Source organism: Haemophilus parainfluenzae (genome assembly GCF_900450995.1).
Lineage (GTDB): Bacteria > Pseudomonadota > Gammaproteobacteria > Enterobacterales > Pasteurellaceae > Haemophilus_D > Haemophilus_D parainfluenzae_O.
In genome coordinates this window covers 768,449-786,324 of the sequence record NZ_UGHY01000002.1, presented here as the reverse complement: position 1 = coordinate 786,324, position 17,876 = coordinate 768,449, and the positions used below count along the sequence as shown (strand labels likewise).

19 protein-coding genes and 2 pseudogenes are annotated in these 17,876 nt (G+C 39.6%); 15 read left to right on the top strand and 6 right to left on the bottom strand.

The window, feature by feature from the left end; translation table 11 throughout:
* Nucleotides 1-83 precede the first annotated feature (83 nt).
* The 13 genes and pseudogenes from menB to fis all read left to right on the top strand — a co-directional run bounded on the left by menB (nt 84) and on the right by fis (nt 11,981).
* Nucleotides 84-941, top strand: a complete 858-nt coding sequence (menB, locus tag DX522_RS03970) for a 1,4-dihydroxy-2-naphthoyl-CoA synthase (protein WP_005698319.1) — start codon at nt 84-86, stop codon at nt 939-941.
* 69 nt (nt 942-1,010) lie between these two features.
* Nucleotides 1,011-2,000: an o-succinylbenzoate synthase gene (gene menC / locus DX522_RS03965; RefSeq protein WP_115179902.1), complete on the top strand. Its 990-nt coding sequence runs from the start codon at nt 1,011-1,013 to the stop codon at nt 1,998-2,000.
* A gap of 60 nt (nt 2,001-2,060) precedes the next feature.
* Nucleotides 2,061-2,513, top strand: coding sequence for a type II 3-dehydroquinate dehydratase (aroQ, locus tag DX522_RS03960; RefSeq protein ID WP_049363389.1), 453 nt, complete (start codon nt 2,061-2,063; stop codon nt 2,511-2,513).
* Between the two features lie 159 nt (nt 2,514-2,672).
* Nucleotides 2,673-3,131: an acetyl-CoA carboxylase biotin carboxyl carrier protein gene (gene accB, locus DX522_RS03955; protein ID WP_115179901.1), complete on the top strand. Its 459-nt coding sequence runs from the start codon at nt 2,673-2,675 to the stop codon at nt 3,129-3,131.
* Nucleotides 3,132-3,191: 60 nt separating this feature from the next.
* Nucleotides 3,192-4,538: an acetyl-CoA carboxylase biotin carboxylase subunit gene (gene accC, locus DX522_RS03950; RefSeq protein ID WP_115179900.1), complete on the top strand. Its 1,347-nt coding sequence runs from the start codon at nt 3,192-3,194 to the stop codon at nt 4,536-4,538.
* Nucleotides 4,539-4,692: 154 nt separating this feature from the next.
* Nucleotides 4,693-5,559 carry a Slam-dependent surface lipoprotein gene (locus DX522_RS03945; protein WP_115179899.1) on the top strand — a complete coding sequence of 289 codons (867 nt, stop codon included), beginning with the start codon at nt 4,693-4,695 and terminating at the stop codon, nt 5,557-5,559.
* 69 nt (nt 5,560-5,628) lie between these two features.
* The gene (locus DX522_RS03940; RefSeq protein WP_115179898.1) at nt 5,629-7,077 is read left to right on the top strand and encodes a surface lipoprotein assembly modifier; all 1,449 of its coding nucleotides are present in this window, start codon (nt 5,629-5,631) and stop codon (nt 7,075-7,077) included.
* Nucleotides 7,078-7,089: 12 nt separating this feature from the next.
* Nucleotides 7,090-7,344 carry a YhdT family protein gene (locus DX522_RS03935; protein ID WP_070583508.1) on the top strand — a complete coding sequence of 85 codons (255 nt, stop codon included), beginning with the start codon at nt 7,090-7,092 and terminating at the stop codon, nt 7,342-7,344.
* Complete coding sequence (gene panF, locus DX522_RS03930) at nt 7,344-8,768, top strand: sodium/pantothenate symporter (RefSeq protein WP_115179897.1); 1,425 nt, start codon at nt 7,344-7,346, stop codon at nt 8,766-8,768. The genes DX522_RS03935 and panF overlap by 1 nt, the downstream gene beginning before the upstream one ends.
* A 16-nt stretch (nt 8,769-8,784) precedes the next feature.
* Nucleotides 8,785-9,660 (top strand): DMT family transporter, encoded by an 876-nt coding sequence (locus DX522_RS03925; protein WP_115179896.1) that lies wholly within the window; start codon nt 8,785-8,787, stop codon nt 9,658-9,660.
* A gap of 12 nt (nt 9,661-9,672) precedes the next feature.
* Nucleotides 9,673-10,559: pseudogene (gene prmA, locus DX522_RS03920) on the top strand (50S ribosomal protein L11 methyltransferase).
* 148 nt (nt 10,560-10,707) lie between these two features.
* The gene (dusB, locus tag DX522_RS03915) at nt 10,708-11,688 is read left to right on the top strand and encodes a tRNA dihydrouridine synthase DusB (RefSeq protein WP_070715021.1); all 981 of its coding nucleotides are present in this window, start codon (nt 10,708-10,710) and stop codon (nt 11,686-11,688) included.
* Complete coding sequence (gene fis, locus DX522_RS03910) at nt 11,682-11,981, top strand: DNA-binding transcriptional regulator Fis (RefSeq protein ID WP_115179895.1); 300 nt, start codon at nt 11,682-11,684, stop codon at nt 11,979-11,981. Before dusB ends, fis begins: the two co-directional genes overlap by 7 nt.
* Nucleotides 11,982-12,035: 54 nt before the next feature.
* On the opposite strand, the gene DX522_RS03905 is transcribed toward fis, so the two are convergent.
* The 4 genes from DX522_RS03905 to bcp form a co-directional block, all read right to left on the bottom strand.
* Nucleotides 12,036-12,836, bottom strand: a complete 801-nt coding sequence (locus DX522_RS03905) for an energy transducer TonB (protein ID WP_115179894.1) — start codon at nt 12,834-12,836, stop codon at nt 12,036-12,038.
* On the bottom strand, nt 12,833-13,309 hold the full coding sequence (gene exbD, locus DX522_RS03900; protein WP_115179893.1) for a TonB system transport protein ExbD: 477 nt from the start codon (nt 13,307-13,309) through the stop codon (nt 12,833-12,835). The genes DX522_RS03905 and exbD overlap by 4 nt, the downstream gene beginning before the upstream one ends.
* A 2-nt stretch (nt 13,310-13,311) precedes the next feature.
* On the bottom strand, nt 13,312-13,764 hold the full coding sequence (gene exbB / locus DX522_RS03895; protein ID WP_115179892.1) for a TonB-system energizer ExbB: 453 nt from the start codon (nt 13,762-13,764) through the stop codon (nt 13,312-13,314).
* Nucleotides 13,765-13,939: 175 nt separating this feature from the next.
* Nucleotides 13,940-14,407 (bottom strand): thioredoxin-dependent thiol peroxidase, encoded by a 468-nt coding sequence (gene bcp / locus DX522_RS03890; RefSeq protein ID WP_115179891.1) that lies wholly within the window; start codon nt 14,405-14,407, stop codon nt 13,940-13,942.
* 115 nt (nt 14,408-14,522) lie between these two features.
* Between bcp and dapA the strand changes: the two genes are divergently transcribed.
* Both dapA and bamC read left to right on the top strand, forming a co-directional pair.
* Nucleotides 14,523-15,419, top strand: coding sequence for a 4-hydroxy-tetrahydrodipicolinate synthase (gene dapA / locus DX522_RS03885; RefSeq protein ID WP_115179890.1), 897 nt, complete (start codon nt 14,523-14,525; stop codon nt 15,417-15,419).
* Nucleotides 15,420-15,518: 99 nt separating this feature from the next.
* Nucleotides 15,519-16,520: an outer membrane protein assembly factor BamC gene (bamC, locus tag DX522_RS03880; RefSeq protein WP_115179889.1), complete on the top strand. Its 1,002-nt coding sequence runs from the start codon at nt 15,519-15,521 to the stop codon at nt 16,518-16,520.
* A 62-nt stretch (nt 16,521-16,582) separates the two neighbouring features.
* On the opposite strand, the pseudogene DX522_RS03875 reads toward bamC, so the two are convergent.
* Both DX522_RS03875 and DX522_RS03870 read right to left on the bottom strand, forming a co-directional pair.
* Nucleotides 16,583-17,236: pseudogene (locus DX522_RS03875) on the bottom strand (IS3 family transposase); the annotation flags it as partial.
* A 154-nt stretch (nt 17,237-17,390) separates the two neighbouring features.
* On the bottom strand, nt 17,391-17,744 hold the full coding sequence (locus tag DX522_RS03870) for a helix-turn-helix domain-containing protein (RefSeq protein ID WP_115179701.1): 354 nt from the start codon (nt 17,742-17,744) through the stop codon (nt 17,391-17,393).
* Nucleotides 17,745-17,876: the final 132 nt, after the last annotated feature.

Below are 17,876 nucleotides of genomic sequence, written 5' to 3'. Positions count from 1 at the left end.
TATTCAATAATTGATTTTCTTTCCCGAAGTAAAAAACTTCCGCTATAATGACCGCACTTTTTACACTTATAAAGGAAAGAACAATGCAAAATCCAAAAGATGATGTTTTATATGCACCAGTTGAGTGGGTTGATCATAGCGAAGGTTATACTGATATTCGTTTCCACAAATCGACTGATGGTATTGCAAAAATCACTATTAATCGTCCAGAAGTGCGCAATGCATTTCGTCCGCAAACAGTTAAAGAAATGATCCATGCATTTTCTAATGCTCGTTTCGATGAAAAAATTGGTGTGATTGTGTTAACCGGTGAAGGCGAAAAAGCATTCTGTTCTGGCGGTGACCAAAAAATTCGTGGTGACTACGGCGGTTATAAAGATGAAAGCGGAGTGCATCATTTAAACGTATTGGATTTTCAACGTGATATTCGTACTTGTCCAAAACCAGTTGTAGCAATGGTGGCAGGTTACGCAATTGGTGGTGGTCACGTACTTCATATGTTATGTGATCTAACCATTGCAGCAGACAATGCAATCTTTGGTCAAACTGGTCCTAAAGTAGGTTCATTTGACGGTGGATGGGGCGCAAGCTATATGGCGCGTTTAGTGGGTCAGAAAAAAGCACGCGAAATTTGGTTCTTATGCCGTCAATATAATGCGCAAGAAGCATTAGATATGGGCTTAGTGAATACTGTGGTGCCTTATGCTGATTTAGAAAAAGAAACCGTTCGTTGGTGCCGTGAAATGTTACGTAACAGTCCAATTGCGTTACGTTGCTTGAAAGCTGCATTGAATGCAGACTGCGATGGTCAATCAGGTTTACAAGAACTCGCGGGTAACGCAACCATGTTGTTCTATATGACTGAAGAAGGTCAAGAAGGTCGTAACGCGTTTAATGAAAAACGTGCACCAGACTTCAGTAAATTCAGACGTAATCCTTAATTTGAACATAAAAGTGCGGTTAAAAATCAGTGTGTTTTTAACCGCACTTTTGTCATCAAGGAGAATAAAATGGAAAACAAATCATTTAATCTTTATCGTTATTCTATTCCCGTCGACAGCCAATTAATTTTACGTGGACGCTTTTTGAAACGTCGAGAAGGTTTGATTGTACGTGTTGCTTGCAGCCGTGATGGCTGGGGCGAAATTGCACCTTTGCCTGGGTTTAGCGAAGAAACCATTGAACAAGCGCAAGAGCAAGCCATTGAATGGCTGACGAATTGGTGTCATGCAAGCTGCGAAGAACCAAGAGTCCCCCTTGACGGTTGTTATCCTTCTGTTGCCTTCGGTATTAGCACGGCGATGGATGAAATGAAACGTTATTTAAATGAGGAAGGTAACTATCATACTGCACCGTTGTGCTATGGTGATCCTGATGAGTTATATTCAGAACTGAATCAAATGCCAGGTGATAAAGTTGCTAAAATCAAAGTCGGCATGTATGAAGCAAATCGTGATGGTTTAATTGCCGACATGTTTTTGGAAGCTATTCCTGATTTGCAATTACGTCTAGATGCGAATCGTCAATGGACATTAGAAAAAGCCTTAAAATTTGCGGAGAAAGTGAAACCGCAACATCGTTCACGTATTCAATTTTTAGAAGAACCTTGTAAAACCCATGAAGAAAGCCGCCAGTTTGCAGCTCAAACAGGCATTAATATTGCTTGGGATGAAAGTGTGCGCGAGCCGGATTTTCTTTTAGAAAAGGAACCTCACTTAAGTGCCATTGTGATTAAACCAACACTGGTTGGTTCACTACAAGATTGTCAAAAGTTGATTGCAAAAGCACATAGTTTAGGCATAAAAGCAGTGATTAGCTCGAGCATTGAAAGTAGTCTAGGATTGACTCAACTTGCTCGTATCGCGGCACAATATACACCCAATGTGACGCCAGGACTAGATACGTTAAATTTGATGCAACATCAAGTATTACGTGCGTGGCCAGGCTCAGATTTACCGCTAATTGATTTAAATTCAGAATTTATTACCAAAATCGTCTAGAGATACGACCACCATTACACAAAAAATCGCTATAATTCGCACAAGTTAAAGGATGTGAAAATGTCAAAAAAATTCAATATTTTGCTGTTAAATGGCCCGAACTTAAATATGTTGGGCGCAAGAGAGCCAAAACATTATGGTTCGCTTTCGTTATCTGTCATTGAAGAAAATGTGGAAAAACTTGCGGCGCAGCATGATGTGAATTTGTCGTGCTTTCAAGCAAATAGCGAAGAAAAGTTAATCGATAAGATTCATCAAAGTTTTCAGAAAGTGGATTTTATTTTAATTAACCCTGCAGCTTATACGCATACCAGTGTTGCATTACGTGATGCGTTGCTTGCTGTGTCAATTCCTTTTGTTGAAATCCATTTGTCTAATGTACATAAGCGCGAGCCATTCCGTCATCATTCTTACTTTAGTGATGTAGCAGAAGGGGTGATTTGTGGCTTAGGTGCGAAAGGCTATGAGTTTGCTCTCCAATTTGCGTTAGATTTTTTAAATAAAAAAGCATAAAATTTCACAAAATTTACAGATTTTCGCAGAAATTTATCGCAAAGTGCGTGATTTTGCGGTAATCTTGCCGACACAAAAACAGGTTTCAAAATGACCGCACTTTGGAAATCAATTCTGAAAGTGCAGTTAACAATTCATTATTATTTTTAGGAAGAGCGTATGGACATTCGTAAAATCAAAAAACTGATTGAATTAGTAGAAGAATCGGGGATCACTGAATTAGAAGTGCAAGAAGAAGAAGGTACAGTACGTATTAGTCGTGCGGCACCAGCTGTTGCACCTGCTGCAATTCAATATGCAGCGGCGCCAGTCGCCCCGGTTGCGGCTCCGGCAGCAGTGCCAGCACCTGCATCACCTGCTGAAGCGCCAGCCGCTGAAGTTTCTGGCCACCAAGTGCGTTCACCAATGGTAGGTACGTTCTATCGTAGCCCAAGCCCAGAAGCGAAAGCTTTCGTTGAAGTGGGACAAACAGTCAAAGTAGGCGATGCACTTTGTATCGTTGAAGCAATGAAAATGATGAACCGTATCGAAGCAGACAAAGCTGGTGTGGTAAAAGCAATCTTAGTAAATGATGGCGAAGCAGTTGAATTTGATCAACCATTGATCGTTATCGAATAATCCCTATCAATCTGAAATGGCGAGCTTTCTCGCCATTTTTTCACCCAAGTGGAAATTGTTATGTTAGAAAAAGTTGTGATTGCTAACCGTGGTGAAATTGCACTGCGTATTTTGCGTGCCTGTAAAGAATTAGGCATTAAAACTGTGGCGGTTCACTCTACCGCCGATCGTGATTTAAAACACGTATTACTTGCAGATGAAACAGTTTGTATCGGACCTGCGCCATCTGTAAAAAGTTATTTAAATATTCCTGCCATTATTGCCGCAGCAGAAGTAACCGGTGCGGATGCGATTCACCCTGGTTATGGTTTCCTTTCTGAAAACGCAGATTTTGCAGAGCAAGTTGAGCGTTCTGGTTTTATTTTTATTGGCCCAACTGCAGACGTCATTCGTTTGATGGGGGATAAAGTTTCTGCAATTAAAGCAATGAAAAAAGCGGGCGTGCCTTGTGTACCGGGTTCAGATGGTCCAGTAGGCAGCGATATCGCAAAAAATAAAGAAATTGCAAAACGTATTGGTTATCCAATTATTATCAAAGCATCTGGCGGCGGCGGCGGTCGTGGTATGCGTGTCGTTCGTAGCGAAGATGCACTTGAAGAATCCATTGCGATGACAAAAGCTGAAGCAAAAGCAGCATTTAATAATGACATGGTTTATATGGAAAAATATTTAGAAAATCCACGCCATGTTGAAATTCAAGTTTTAGCGGATACACACGGTAATGCAATTTATCTTGCAGAACGTGATTGTTCTATGCAACGTCGCCACCAAAAAGTCGTGGAAGAAGCGCCTGCACCAGGTATTACAGAAGAAGTTCGTCGTGACATCGGCACTCGTTGTGCGAATGCTTGTATCGAAATTGGTTATCGCGGTGCAGGTACGTTTGAATTCTTGTATGAAAATGGTGAATTCTATTTCATTGAAATGAATACCCGTATTCAAGTAGAGCATCCTGTAACAGAAATGATTACCGGTGTAGATTTGGTGAAAGAACAATTGCGCATTGCAGCTGGTTTACCACTTTCTTATAAACAAGAAGATATTAAAGTGAAAGGTCATGCGATGGAATGCCGTATCAATGCAGAAGATCCAAAAACATTCTTACCATCTCCAGGTAAAGTTGCACACTTGCACTCACCAGGTGGTTTAGGGGTTCGTTGGGATTCTCATGTATATGCTGGTTATACCGTTCCACCACACTACGATTCTATGATCGCAAAATTAATTACATACGGTGATACTCGTGATGTCGCAATCCGTCGTATGCAAAATGCATTATCAGAGACAATCATTGACGGTATCAAAACAAATATCCCTCTTCATGAACTCATCCTTGAAGATGAAAACTTTCAAAAAGGTGGCGCCAATATCCACTATTTAGAGAAGAAATTAGGGATGTATGATTAATTCATAATTTTAAGGTAAAGGCATAAATTGTCTTTACCTTATTTTTATGAACTTATACATAATGATATTAATTTTATGGTAAGATGAAAGTATACATAAATTTATTTTATGTATTTATATTAAGTGTGCTTAATAAAGAACTTAGAGGTAAACTATGAAGAATGCTATTTTAAAGTTTAGTTTAACAGCTTTAGCTACATTAACTTTAGCTGCTTGTGGAAGCAGTGGCGGTGGTGATGCAGGAAGCAGAAGTCAAGCTCCAACGAAAGATAAACCAGCTGCACAAACAACTCAGCCTGCTAAAAAACAAACCCAACCTGTTAAAGAACAGAAGAATTCAAGTAGTTCAGTATCAACATCTTCAAATAATAAGACAGGCGGGGCAATAGTTGGTGATTCAGATAATAAGGGAAATGTTACAGCTAAAACTGTAGATCTTACTTCAGCAAATTTATATAAAATTAATGTTGATGGAAAAGATATTCCCATTGGTTTTGGTCCTGGTATTAGCGCAAGAGGTTGGACACAAGCCACCGCTAAAACGATTAATGGTATGAAATTAAATGGTAAATTAGAAGTTTGCTGTGGTTCTTATAGCAATGTTCGTTTTGGTGCGGTTGAAAGCCAAGATCCTAGTCAAGATGATATCTTGTTTTATAACGGATATCCAACAACTTCAATGCCATCATCAGGTGTAGTGACCTATAGAGGGGATAGCATTATTTCCGCGGATACCGATAAATTACCAGATGAAGATTATTTAAAAGGTTCATCTAGCTTTAGTGCTGATTTCGGTAATAAGAAATTAACAGGTACTTTACGCACAGATAATAAAGATGTAGTTAAGATTGATGCGAATATTTCTGGAAATGGTTTTTCAGGTACAGCTAAATCAGATTTGTTAAATTCTCAGGGTAAAGCTGAGGGTAAATTCTATGGTGAGAATGCAAAAGAATTAGGCGGTTCAGCTAAAGCTAATGATAATTCTTGGGTTGGAGCCTACGGTGCAAAAGCACAATAAGAAATGCTATTTCATTATTATTTAAAGCAAGCTTCGTGCTTGCTTTATTTTTCTTTATAGGAATAAAAAATGACTTCACAATCTAAACTTATTTTATTTTTAAGCTCCTCATTATTGCTTAGTTCATTCTCTTTTGCAGTAGAGAAGTCTCCTAAACCTCGGGATGAGCGGTTTGATGATCAGCTTCAGCTTGCGAAACCTGACTTATCCACTCAAAAGCCACAAATTCCAGAAAAACGTGATGATAAACATACACTTTCCATTACGAAAGAAGAATTGGCAAAACATCCTGATTTGATCGTACGTGGATTGATTCCTGCAGTGTTGCAAAATAACGGTGACGCCGTTCAACTATTACTGCCGTTGTATCAAAATTTGCCAAAACAAGATCCATTTTTACTTGAGTGGGCAAATGCAATTAATGCTCGTGAAAATGGTCGTTTTTCAGAGGCGGTAACTCGTTATCGTACGCTATTTTCTCAAGATTCGACCATTCTGCCATTGCGTTATCAGTTAGCACAAGCACTCTTTTTAAACAATGATAATGAGGCAGCCAAAGATCAATTCCAAAAGCTGAGAGCTGAACAAGTTTCACCCGAGTCTATCGTCATGATAGACCAATATCTTTCTGCACTTAACCGCCGAGATCAATGGAGGTTTCAAGGTGGTTTGAGCTTCTTAAACGAAAGTAATATTAACAATGCGCCAAAACCTGGCACTCGCATTGGAAATTGGAATGCCTGGGAGCGCGAAAGTGCAACAGGTTTTTCTTATTTTGCAGAAGCAGAGAAAAAATGGTCATTACCCCATAATTATTTCACTAAATTTTCTATCGAAGGTAATGGGAAATATTACTGGGATAATAAAAAATATAATGAATTTAATGGTAGAGTTGGCGCTGGATTAGGTTATCAAACAGCACGTTTTGAGATTTCATTGATGCCATTTACAGAAAGACGATGGTATGCAGGTGGCTCCTCAGGTAGTGAGTCAATGAAGCAGTATTCGAAGAATTCAGGTACTCGTTTGGATTTAACTTATTGGTTGAATGAAAAGTGGCAAATTTCAACCGCACTTGAGTATGGTGAACAGCGTTATAACACTCGTAAACACTTGAATGGAAATAACTATCTTTGGTCGAATACGTTATCTTATTTTCCTAAGAGTGGTCAATTTTGGTTCATAGGTGCTGATTATAATCGTGAAAATACGCGAGATGAAGACAATGCTTATCAACGTAAAAACCTCCGTTTAGGCTGGGTGCAAGAGTGGGGATGGGGTATTTCAACCCGAATTTCCTTTGCCTATGCACGTAGAACTTACAAAGGAGCTGATTTATTCAATATTCGTCAGAAAAATAATGAATATCAATCGGCAGTAACATTATGGCATCGAGATCTTTACTTCTGGGGAATCACGCCTAAAATTACATGGTCTTATCAACGAGTTTCAAGTAATCACCCATTTTATAGCTACGACAAAAATCGTATTTTCCTTGAAATGGGTAAAACATTCTAACAGGAGCTAATAATGGATTTATCACAACGATATAAACAGGCAGCCAAGGAAGCTCGCTGGGCATTAGGTTTAGCTATTTTTTATGTGATTGGGTGGTGTGTGTGTGCTTATCTCCCGAAAGATTCACCCGGGCCGATAGGTTTTCCGTTATGGTTTGAATTATCCTGCATTTATTTACCTATTTTGTTTGTCGTCATTGGGTATTGGATTGTCAAAATTGTCTTTTTAGATATCCCGCTAGATGTTGAGTCAAAGGAGAATAAATAATGAATTTAGGTATTATTCTCCCATTAGCTATCTATTTAGTCTTCATCTTTGGCGCGGCATTATTTGCTTATGTAAAACGCAGTAAAGGTGATTTCCTTACGGAATATTATGTAGGAAATCGCTCCATGACGGGCTTTGTCCTTGCGATGACAACGGCTTCCACTTATGCCAGTGCCAGTTCTTTTGTTGGTGGACCAGGGGCTGCCTATAAATACGGGCTGGGTTGGGTATTACTCGCCATGATCCAAGTGCCGGCTGTGTGGTTAGCCTTAGGTGCATTGGGCAAAAAGTTTGCATTACTTTCTCGCGAAACCAATGCACTCACCATCAATGATCTATTTCTCTATCGTTATAAAAATAAATATCTCGTTTGGATTTCCAGTCTAGCATTGTTGCTTGCCTTCTTTGCTGCCATGGTTGTGCAATTTATTGGTGGGGCGAGATTACTCGAAACTACGATAGGGATTCCTTATACTCACGCCTTGCTTATTTTTGCCTTAACGGTTGCCATTTATACGTTTATTGGTGGTTTCCGAGCAGTCGTGTTAACCGATACAATTCAAGGTACGGTAATGATTTTGGGCACAATCGTGTTATTGGTGGGCGTTATTTACCATCTCGGTGGCGTAGAAAGTGCGGTCAATAAATTAACTGAAATTGATCCGAGTTTAGTGAGTCCTTACGGCCCGAATGAGATGCTAGATTTTCAATTTATGGCATCCTTTTGGATCCTAGTCTGTTTCGGTGTGGTTGGTTTACCACATACAGCCGTCCGTTGCATGGCTTTCAAAGACAGTAAAGCCTTACATCGAGGCATGCTCATTGGTACGATTGTCCTTTCAGTTATTATGTTAGGGATGCATTTGGCGGGCGCTTTAGGACGTGCCGTTGTGCCAGATTTAACGGTATCAGATAAAGTCATTCCAACCTTAATGTTGGAAGTGCTTCCTCCTATTGTTGCAGGGATTTTCCTAGCCGCACCGATGTCGGCGATTATGTCCACAGTTGATGCGCAACTCATTCAATCCTCCTCAATTTTTGTGAAAGACTTATATCTTGCAAGCAAACCTGAAGCAGCGAAGAATGAAAAACGAATTAGCCGTATTTCATCAGTCATCACACTTGTTTTATCGGCGTTGTTAATTCTTGCGGCACTTAATCCACCGGATATGATTATTTGGTTGAATTTGTTTGCTTTCGGAGGATTAGAAGCGGCATTTCTTTGGGTGATTGTATTAGGCATTTATTGGGATAAAGCAAATGCAACAGGGGCAATAAGCTCGATGGTGGTGGGATTAAGCAGTTTTGTATTGCTGACTCAATTTGGCATCAAATTATTGGGTTTTAATGCGATTGTTCCAGCACTTGTATTTGGTTTGATTGCGTTCATCTTAGGCAATCAATTCGGTGCCCAAAAACAGTAAAAATGGACCGCACTTTATGATTTACCAGATCCTGGCGTTGTTTATTTGGAGTAGTGCCTTTGTTGCCGCAAAATACACCTTTACAATGATGGATACTATTTTAATGATCCAAGCCCGTTTATTAATGGCGGCGATTATTGTGATGCCACTCTTTTTTCGTCGTTGGAAAGGCGTGTCTAAACCGATGCGAAAACAACTGTGGTGGTTAGGTTTTTTTAATTATACCGCGACCTTTTTGCTGCAATTTATTGGTTTAAAATATACGAGTGCGGCGAGCGCAACAACCATGATTGGATTAGAGCCGTTATGCGTGATTTTTATTGGGCATTTTTTCTTTCAAGATCGTGCGAAATGGTATCATTGGTTGTGTGGGGCTTTTGCCTTTTTAGGTGTGGCCATTTTAATTCTAGGTGGGCAGGGCAATGAAGGTTCAAGTGAAATTAGCTTATTGGGATGCTCATTAGTGGTGGCGGCAAGTATTGTGTTTGCTTGTTGCTTGCGTTGGACGAAAAAAGTGGTGGCAACGGTTTCAGCACAAGCCTATACATCAATTTCGATTGTGTTAGCAACCATCACCATGCTGCCATTTACTTTATTGATGACTGAAAACTGGGATATCCATTTTAACTGGCTTGGTTTCTTCGGATTGATTTATCTCGGCGTAGCGTGCAGTTGGTTTGCTTTTTGGTTATGGAATAAAGGCTTAAATTCAGTGGATGCAAAAATCTCGGGAATTTTGACCGCACTTGAACCGATTTTTGGTGTCTTTTTGGCAGTATTATTACTCAACGAAGAGGTTTCACTTGTTTCAGCGCTTGGGATTATCATTATTGTGTCTTCAGCCCTAGGCGTAAGTTTATTACCGAAATGGTTACATAAAGAAATTAATTAAAAGGAAAAGAAGATGGCGTGGATTCAAATTCGCTTAAATAGTACAAATGAAAAAGCCGAGAAAATTAGCGACTTTTTAGAAGAAATTGGCTCAGTTTCGGTCACATTTATGGATAGCCAAGATACGCCGATTTTTGAACCACTTCCAGGAGAAACGCGTTTGTGGGGAAATACCGATGTGATTGCATTGTTTGATGCAGAAACCGATATGAATGAAATTGTGAGTTTGCTTAAACAAGCCCATCATTTAGATGAAAATACCGCTTACAAAATCGAGCAAATCGAGGATAAAGATTGGGAACGTGAATGGATGGATAACTTCCACCCAATGCAATTTGGCAAACGTTTATGGATTTGCCCAAGCTGGCGCGAAGTGCCGGATCAAAATGCGGTTAATGTGATGCTTGATCCTGGCTTAGCTTTCGGGACAGGCACCCACCCGACAACCGCACTTTGTTTAGAGTGGTTAGATGGTTTGGATTTAACTTGCAAAACCGTCATCGATTTTGGCTGTGGCTCAGGAATTCTTGCCATTGCAGCCCTTAAATTAGGGGCGAAAAATGCAATCGGTATTGATATCGATCCACAAGCGATTCTCGCCAGTCGTAATAATGCGGAACAGAATGGGGTGGCAGATCGTCTTCAGCTTTTCTTATCCGATGATAAACCCGCAGATTTAAAAGCGGATGTCGTTGTGGCGAATATTCTTGCAGGTCCATTAAAAGAACTTTACCCAGTTATCTCCCAATTAGTGAAAGAGGGGGGGATCTTGGATTATCGGGCATTTTAGAAACTCAAGCACAATCGGTATGCGATGCTTATACACAATCCTTTGATTTAGATCTTGTGGCGGTGAAAGAAGAATGGTGTCGTATTACAGGTAAATTAAAATCGGCTTAATTTCTTTTTGTCAATTAAAAAAAGTGCATTTTTTGAACAAATTTCCCTTTGCAAAAAAAAGAAAAATGCGTAATATAGCACCCCTTGTCGGTGACTGCTGTTGCCTGACTTGCTAGAGATTAGGACTTGTAATTGGGGATAACATAAAATGCGAATTGGTTCTTATGAATTAAAAAATCGTATTTTATTGGCTCCCATGGCAGGTATCACGGATCAACCTTTTCGACGTTTATGTGCCCATTACGGTGCGGGATTAACGTTTTCAGAGATGATGTCCACCAATCCTCAAGTTTGGCATACAGAGAAATCGAAACTTCGTTTAGCACATAGTGAAGAGCTAGGATTAAATGCGGTGCAAATCGCAGGTTCTGATCCTTTAGAAATGGCCCAAGCTGCAGCAATTAATGTAGCCTATGGCGCTGAAATTATCGACATCAATATGGGCTGTCCCGCAAAGAAAGTAAATCGAAAGCTAGCGGGCTCTGCACTTCTTCAATTTCCCGATTTAGTGGAAAAAATTTTAAAAGAAGTCGTGAATGCCGTTGATGTGCCTGTGACGTTAAAAATTCGCACAGGTTGGGATAAAGCAAATCGAAACTGTGTGCAAATCGGCAAAATTGCAGAACAATCTGGTATTCAGGCTTTAACCATTCACGGGCGGACGAAAGAATGCTTATTTGAAGGGGAAGCGGAATACGACAATATTCGAGCAGTCAAACAATCAATTTCAATTCCAGTCATTGCGAATGGTGATATTGATTCTGCCTCGAAAGCGAAAAAGGTACTTGAGTACACAGGTGCCGATGCAATAATGATCGGTCGTGCCACACTAGGCAACCCATGGCTTTTTCAAGCCGTCGAGGCCTTAGTGGAACATGATTCGATAATTCAAACTCCAAGTTTGCGTGAAAAGTGCGGTCATATTTTGCGTCATATTCAGGAACTTCATCAGTTCTATGGTGAGCAAAAAGGCTATCGAATAGCCCGTAAGCACGTAGCTTGGTATTTACAGGGAATTCAACCCGATTCCGTTTTTAGACAGACTTTTAACGCAATTAATGAACCGAAAGAGCAGTTAATTGTGCTGGAAGATTTTTTAAATTCAATTTTGGATAAAGAAAAATGTTAGAACAACAACGTAATCCGTCTGAAGCGTTAACCGTTTCAGTTTTAAACTCTCAATCACAAGTAACAAACAAACCATTACGTGATTCAGTAAAACAAGCTTTACGCAATTACTTATCACAATTAGATGGTCAAGATGTGAATGATCTTTACGAATTAGTATTAGCGGAAGTTGAACACCCGATGTTAGATATGATTATGCAGTACACCCGCGGTAACCAAACCCGTGCAGCTAATATGCTCGGTATCAATCGTGGTACATTGCGTAAGAAATTGAAAAAATACGGTATGGGCTAATTAAAATTAGCAAAAAGAAAGGCGAACATCATGTTCGCCTTTTTATTTATTTATTTATTGAATAGTGAAACTAATTGGTACGCTTACTGAAGAAGCAAATCCAGCTGGTTTTGGACCAACAGGTCTTGCACTTCTCACCGCTTCAAGTGCTGCGTTGTCTAAGCTTTCATCTCCAGAGGAGTTTGTGACACGTTCTCCTGATAAGGAGCCATCTGCACCCACACTAAAACTCACGCTCACAACACCTTGTTTACGCATCATCTTCGCTCGAGCAGGGTAGCGCTTGTGCCGTTCAATTTCACGTCGAATAGCTGCACGATAAGCATTTAGCTCATCCGTATTGGTACCTGAGCCACCTTGAACGCCATTTGTACCAGGTTGACCTGTGGTCGTTGCTTTAGAATTTGCCGTAGCCGTTGAATTTATATTCTTATCGCCAATCGGTAGACTCTTCGGCATTTCTACCGCTTTCTCTGCTTTTACCTCATTTTTAGGTTTTTCCTTTGGCTTCTCTTTCGGTTTTGGTTTCAGTTTTTCTATTGGTTTTTCTGGCTTTTTCTCAGGTTCTTTTTTCTTCTCAGGTTCTGGTTTCTTTGTTGGATCCGAGACGACTTCCTGTTTTTCAGGTTCTAGTTCTGCCTGTTGAGGTTCAGGTTCCGCCTCAGGAGCGGGTTCTTCCACTCTCATCCCTTGAATCATTTCCATTGAAATCGTCGTGGATATTTCACCTAGAGCATTACTCGCCGCTTCATGTGGCGTATGCCAGTTCCAAAATAACGCTCCAAGGATGCTACCATGAACCAATAAAGAAATAAGCAAACCTAATAATGATCGTTTGGTTTGTTGGCTGTTCATTGACTACGTCCTACTCCAACGCCTCCGCTTGCAACTCCACCCACTTCAGGCGTATTTTTTGATTCATTTCCTTGAGTCGTTTTGCTTGGGGCACCTTTATCTTTCATGGAAACAATGACGACATTTTTGATTTCATTTTTCGATAACATATCGGTAATGGTGACGAAATTTTGGAAAGAGGCTTCAGCATCAATTTTTAATGTTACTTTTTGATCTTTATTCCAACCTGCGACCTCTTTTTCAAGAGCTTCTTGTGAGATAGGTTTGTCATTAAAATAAAGTTGTTTATCAGCCGTAACTGTTAATAATTTTGTTAATTCATCTGATTTGAATGCGACCGTTGAACTCGCTTTGGGAACATTCACCTTAATTTTCCCTTGAGAAATAAAGGATGCAGTGACCAACACTATCGCTAATAACACCAACATAATGTCGATGAAAGGAATAATGTTGATTTCATCAAATTTTTTCACGATTATTCCTTATCTTTTTGAGCGTTTAATACTTTCCATTTCAAGCGATTTACTTCTACTTTACGGCCTAAACCGTTATAGAACATCATGGAAGGAATCGCGACTAAAATACCTATTGCAGTTGCTTTTAATGCAAGAGAGAGGTGCATCATAATGGCACCAGCATCGACTTCACCATCACCATGACCAATTTGGTAGAAAGTTAATAAAATCCCAATTACAGTGCCGAGTAAGCCAACATAAGGTGCATTGGCACCGACAATTGAGATCACCGTCATATTACGATTTAAATCAATTTCAAGTGCGTGAATATTGGAATATTTCGCCACGTTTACACTCTTTAAAAAGAGAAAACGCTCAATTACGGCGGTGAGCATGATCACACTCATAAAAAGTAGAAGTCCGATAATCACGTAATCGCTATATTGTTCTAAAAACTCAAAAAGTTGTAGCATTTGATAGTCCTTGTATGGGTAATAAAAAAACACAAATTGAATTGAGAATGAATTTCAATTAGATGTAAATTCTATCAAATGGAAAATAGGGCGTAAATATAAATTAGAAAAATAGCTATTTTTTTGACCGCACTTTGAGATAAATTAGTAAAGTGCGGTTGTTTGGAGAGGTGTTTTAAAGGGATTGTAGGTAATCTAAGACAACTTGATGATGTTCGCCCGTTTTGAATTTATCAAAAACGTGCTGAATTTTGCCTTGCTCATCAATGAGAAAGGTAATACGGTGAATACCATCATAAACACGGCCCATGAATTTCTTCTCCCCCCACACGCCAAACTGTTCTGCAACCTGGTGATCTTCATCGGAAAGTAAGGTGAAATTGAGCGACTTTTTCTCAACAAATTGAGCCAATTTTTTTGGCGAATCTGTACTGATACCTAAAATAGCAACACCTAATTTTTCTAACTCATTTTTAGCATCACGTAAACCGCAGGCTTGAGTTGTACAGCCCGGCGTTAATGCTTTTGGGTAAAAATATACGAGTACTTTTTTACCTTTGAAATCGCTGAGTGAAACAGGTTGATTGTCTTGATTTAAAAGTGTGAATTGCGGTGCTAAATCACCCACTTGTAATGTTTTCATAAAAAATCCTTAAAAATGTGAAAAATGATTTGTAAATTCAAACTATTTTAGCGATTATAACCAAGTATTTTCAAATATTATTGTTAAACGCAGAATAGATGTAAATGGAGAACTTATGACTACGCAAACCCCTTTATTTTCAGGCAGTATTGTTGCTTTAGTAACCCCGATGGATAACCATGGAAATATTGATTTTGAAACATTAAAAAAACTCATTGAATTTCATATTGATGCTGGTACTGATTCGATTGTATCTGTGGGCACAACAGGAGAATCTGCGACATTAAGCATTGAAGAAAATGTGAAGGTGATAGAAAAGACAGTTGAGTTAGCGAAAGGTCGTATCCCAATTATCGCGGGCACTGGTGCAAATGCAACAAGCGAAGCTATCGTGATGACAAAATTATTGCGTGATAGTGGTGTGGCGGGTTGTTTATCTGTTGTGCCTTACTACAATAAACCGACTCAAGAAGGCATGTTCCAACATTTTAAAGCGATTGCTGAATGTACAGATTTACCACAACTTCTTTATAATGTGCCAGGTCGTACCGGCAGTGATATGAAACCTGAAACCGTGGCACGTTTAGCACAAATTGATAATATTGTGGGGATTAAAGAAGCAACTGGCGATTTAGCTCGCATCACTGCGATTAAAGAATTAGCCGGTAAAGATTTCATTGTATTAAGTGGAGATGATGCCACAGGGTTAGAAGCGATGAAATTAGGCGCAGAGGGTGTTATTTCTGTGACAAATAACCTTGTAGCAAAAGATATGGCTGCGATGTGTCGCTATGCTTTAGCGGGCGATTTTATGAAAGCGGAAGAGATTAATGCACGTTTAATGCCTTTACATCAAGATTTATTTATTGAATCAAACCCAATTCCAGTTAAATGGGCTGCGTATCGTTTAGGTTTGATTAAGACTCCACATTTACGTTTACCACTTACTGTGTTAAGCGGAAGCGCGCAAGTAAAAGTAGAAGAAGCATTAAAAATTGCTGGCTTAATTTAATGAATTAAAGGGTTGTTTTTACAGCCCTTTAAACTTTCGGCTTTTTTATTTGTCAAAGAGCGGTCATTATTTTAATTATTTTATTGAAGGATTTAAGGAATGAAAAAAATCGTACTGAGTTTAGTCGCAGCTGCATTGTTATCGGCGTGTTCAAACAGTGTAGAAAAAATGCAGACGGCTAACGATACTTATCAGAATGCTGCTCGTGAAACACCGAGATTTTCTCCTTTAGCGAGTGGTGGTGTAACATTGCAGCAAGCCGATCCGACTTATGAACTTCCTCAGCTTAATGCGAAAAAAGAACGCGTGGATATTCGCCCACCTTCAACACCGTTAGCGATTATTAAAAATTCTTTAACACAATTTGATGGTGAACGTGCATTAATTGTTTATACGGATGCACAAGCAGAGCTTTATAATCTTAAGCAAGTTGAGCGTTTATTAAAAGAAGAAGGCACAAATTCGACTTTAAATGGTGCAGTATTAATCAGTGACTGGGCGCCAACAGGTCGTGCAGATGATAAAGCCAATACAGAGATCCGTTATAAAATTGAACAAGTTACAGCGCAAGATGCGAGTGCGTTGGCTGTTTCTGTCGAACAAATGCGTCGTGATGGTGTGATTTACACACCAAATCAAGCAGATAAACAGCGTTATGCATCAGATCGTTTAAATCGTTTTGTTGCTGCGCTTACTAACGCTTATAACAAGCAACAACAAGATTTAAATAATGCCTCGGCAGGACCTTTCCAATCAGGTTTAATTACTGATACGAACGGTAGAATGGCATTAGGTATGGATGCAAGTTTTGGTCAAGCATGGCAACGTTTAGGTTCGGTTTTACCGAAATTAGGCTTTAAAGCCACATCGGAATCTGCTGGCCGAGGTTATCGCGAATTGAAATATAAACCATTGGATAAACAAGAGTGGTTACGTTTAGGTGTGAATCCACCTAAGCTCGAAAAAGGTGTTTACCAAATGCAAGTTTCTGCGGTGGGTAAACAAAGTGCGGTCGTCATCACTGATGAAGATGGCAAGGTATTATCAAATGAAGCAGCTCAATCCCTCTATTCCGCGCTAGGTGTGTTACTTGCACAATAATATAATAAGTTGAGAAATAAAAAGTGCGGTTCAATCTGATCTGACCCCAAAAAGTTAGACTGTTATTTAAAGGATTGTTTTCGATATTGTATCGGACTCAGTCCTTTTAATTTTAGTTGAATCCGTCGATGATTATAGTAATCCAAATAATTTATGACAGCATCAACTATCTCTTCTTTTGTTTTAAATTCTCGACCATAAAAACATTCCGTTTTTAATCGCCCAAAGAAACTTTCCATCGCGGCGTTATCTAAGCAATTCCCTTTTCTCGACATACTTTGAATGATGCCATGTTCAGCCAAGATTCGACGATAAGCTACCATTTGATATTGCCAGCCTTGGTCTGAATGCAAAATGACACCACAAGCCTTATTTAATCCTTTGACGGCTTGCATTAACATGTCCTCTACTTGTGCCCAGTTTGGGGAATAGCTGAGATTACATGAAACTATCTCATTGTTAAATAAGTCTAAAATTGGAGATAAATAGACTTTACTCCCATCTTTCGCCTTAAACTCTGTGATATCGGTCACCCATTTTTGTTTCGGGGCCGTTGCACTAAAATCGCGTTCAAGATGATTCGGTGCAATCACCCCTATCGTGCCTCGATAGGTCGTCAATTTCTTGCTTTTTCTTGACCGCACTTGAAGCCCAAGTGTCTGCATTAAACGTTGAACTTTTTTATGATTCACGCCTGGCAAGCTGGCATGAACACGTCGGTAGCCATATAATCAGGATGATTGGCTTTGATGCGTTGAATGGTCTTTTTCAACAACTCATCCTTATCCGGTTTAATCTGACGTTTCGCAAAAAACGTACTACGCGCTAACTGTGCAAAGCCTAAAAGCCATTTTAACGGATAGCGTGTTCTTAACCTTTGGATAATTTCCGTTGCTCGGCTTCGTCCTGAAGTCTGAGCCTTCTCAACTCCTTTAGGTAGGCCACCTCCGCTTCAAGCTGTAAAATTCTCAGGCGTAAACGGTCTTCTTCAGTTTTGGGTGGCGGTGGCATTTTTGCATATTTGGGTTTCATCGGCGGTCGTCCTGATGGTTTACGGGGAATCAGTCCTTTTATGCCACTTTTTTCAAACCGTTTCAACCATGTCCCGACTAGGGCGTTGGAAGGAATATTGTAAAAACGAGCAGCTTCTCTAATACTCATTTTCCCATTCAAAATAGGTTGAAGAACCTGTAATTTAAATTCGATTGTATAGTGTTTACCCATAAAAAATCTGCACCTCAATTGTTGGTTTGTTGAGTCCAACTTTTGGGGTGCAGATCAATTTGACCGCACTTTTTTATTAGAAAAAATTTATTCAGCTTTCACGCCTAAGTTACCTATTTTTACACCGAGGTT